General features: G+C 57.6%; 3 protein-coding genes. All 3 read right to left on the bottom strand.

Going from position 1 to position 2,265, the window contains the following annotated elements:
- Positions 1-122: 122 nt before the first annotated feature.
- Positions 123-422 (bottom strand): hypothetical protein, encoded by a 300-nt coding sequence (locus tag TY51_RS19110; protein ID WP_042252829.1) that lies wholly within the window; start codon positions 420-422, stop codon positions 123-125.
- 712 nt (positions 423-1,134) lie between these two features.
- The gene (locus TY51_RS19105; protein WP_197054843.1) at positions 1,135-2,061 is read right to left on the bottom strand and encodes a TerC/Alx family metal homeostasis membrane protein; all 927 of its coding nucleotides are present in this window, start codon (positions 2,059-2,061) and stop codon (positions 1,135-1,137) included.
- Entirely contained in the window at positions 2,030-2,170 is a 141-nt protein-coding gene (locus TY51_RS22930) for a hypothetical protein (protein WP_197054842.1), read from the bottom strand. The genes TY51_RS19105 and TY51_RS22930 overlap by 32 nt, the downstream gene beginning before the upstream one ends.
- Between the last annotated feature and the right edge of the window lie 95 nt (positions 2,171-2,265).

Here is a 2,265-nt window from a genome sequence, read left to right as displayed (position 1 = left end):
ACCAGCAGAATACTACCGCATCTGCTCGTCATCCTCATTGACGTGGATCAAGGGCTGTCCAAAAAAGCGATGCCGAAAAGACGTCTTGGCGTATCCCACAAGGCACCTGGTCAGGATCTGGCCTAAATCATGCTCAACAGGGCCATCAGCATGACGCTAGCCCCCCGGCCTAGATCGGCATGTATATCAGGACCCTGATACCGCTCAGCGGATCGCCAAGTGCCGATGACCGCCATGATGTTATAGGGGACCGAGACCGAATAGCCTGCAACCACCGCCAGCCACGGGTGGTCGAGGCTTATGAGTGTCAGGAGGGCAATGGTCGTCGACAGGTTGAGCGCCAAGCCGATGATGACCGTCCAGGTCCAGAAGGCTTCGGCCAGCGGCAGATCCCCCCGCCAGAATGCCCGCAACATCTTCATGCCCACGCCCACCCGACGGGGCACTGCGGGCGCGGATCATGGACGCTCCGATCCAAGCATCGAATGCCTGACTTGAGTTGCACATCCGACCCAGAAAAATCGTTCATCATAGTGTCATATGCATCGTCTTGCGCTATTTTTATGCCGAACCTTTTCTTATTGTACAGGAAGAGCGCCGGGCTTTCGCTTATGGCACTGGTAATGGAATAAGAGAAAGTTGGAAAAGTCATTTGGACTCCTCAGGCCCAAGGATCGAAGATCCGGTTCGAAGAGGTGTTTGGTGTTCAACGAAAGGCACCATCAGGCGTCGGCTGTTATAGCTTTGTCCGGCCCGTCAGATGATCCATCACCATGACCACTCGGTGGGCGAGTTGTCCAACTGGCGAAGCACATCAGCAAAATGGTACGCATGCGCTTCTGCATTCAAACAATCACCTTGCAGAGACTTCAGTGGAGCTGACTTCGGAGTGGCATGACCGCTTTCGTACTTTATAGCTATCGATGCCTTAGCAAAGGCGACAATGCCTCAGGTGCATCGAGCGGCAGTTCGATCCTGCAAAGCGGATGGGCTAAGGGTTGCGAACGACGGGCGGCTATTTGGGATAAGCCCGCGTTCCCCATCCTCCTCGCGGTGACCCTCGAATGATCGTCGAATTGGTGACCTGTTGCACGGATAGGTGCGACCGGCCCCGGAGGGCCGGCCGTTCTGGGCTCACATGCCCTTTTCGTTCATGCGGTCGTCGCGGCGGCTCTTCATGAGACTCAACACCGTTGTCACGACGAGGATGCCGATGATCACCATGAACGAGAACTCGGTCTCGATATGCGGAAGGCCCTCGATCGGCTGCCCGCCGTTGAGGAAGGGCAGCGTATTGGCCTTCATGGCGTGAATGATCAGCTTGCCTCCGATGAAGGCCAGGATCAGCGACAGCCCTATGCCCAGATAGACGAGCCGGTCGAGCAGCCCCCCAAGCAGGAAGTAGAGTTGCAGAAGACCCAAAAGCGCGAAGGCATTGGCGGCGAAGACGATGTAGGGTGCATCCGTGAGGCCGTAGATCGCCGGGATCGAGTCGAGCGCGAAGAGCAGATCCGTCATGCCGAGCGCTAGGATAACGATGAACATCGGCGTGAAATATCGCTTGCCGTTCTCGATGACCGTCAGCGCATTGCCCCGGAAATCCGGCACGGTCGGCAGGTGGCGCTGGACATAGAGGACAATGGCGTTCGGCTCGTAGGCCTCCTCCGTCGACTTGACGGTCGTCATGCTCTCCTTGGCAAGCTTGTAGGCCGTGTAGATCAGGAACAGGCCGAAGATGTAAAACACCCAAGAGAAGCGCTCAATCGCCGCCGCGTCGAGCGCGATGAAGATGCCGCGCATGGCCAGCGCCATGACGATGCCGATGAGCAGAGCCTTCTGCTGGAAGGCGCGTGGCACCGCGAAGGACCGCATGATGATGACGAACACGAAAAGGTTGTCGACTGACAGGCTTTTTTCGGTGATGAAGCCCGCGAAATACTCGATGCCGTGCTGCCGGTCCCAGAAGTGCCAAACGCCGACGCCGAAGAGGAGCGCAAGCGTAACGTAAAAAATCGACCAGATCCCCGCCTCACGGAAGGTGGGCTCGTGTGGTTTGCGCACGTGGGTAAAAATCGAAGATAAAGAGACCGAGAATGCCGGCGATCGTCGCCAGCCAGACCCAGGTCGCCACCGGGTCTGCTGCAAAACCGGCTATCGCCGTCTCATCCATGTCTCGCTCCTGAAGATCCTATGGGTGACGTCGTCCCGGCCCCATGTCGGACCCGACGTTCCACGGCATCTCTGCCGTATCGTGCAGACATCCTG

This window comes from Paracoccus sp. PAMC 22219, assembly GCF_000787695.1.
Taxonomy (GTDB): Bacteria; Pseudomonadota; Alphaproteobacteria; order Rhodobacterales; family Rhodobacteraceae; genus Paracoccus.
Note: the sequence above shows the minus strand (reverse complement) of the source record. Positions and strands in the feature narration are given on the sequence as shown.

Excerpts from the sequence above, each read along its gene's own strand:
- TY51_RS19110 (WP_042252829.1), bottom strand. The coding sequence starts at position 422 with ATGAAGATGTTGCGGGCATTCTGGCGGGGGGATCTGCCGCTGGCCGAA.
- TY51_RS22930 (WP_197054842.1), bottom strand. The coding sequence starts at position 2,170 with ATGGATGAGACGGCGATAGCCGGTTTTGCAGCAGACCCGGTGGCGACC.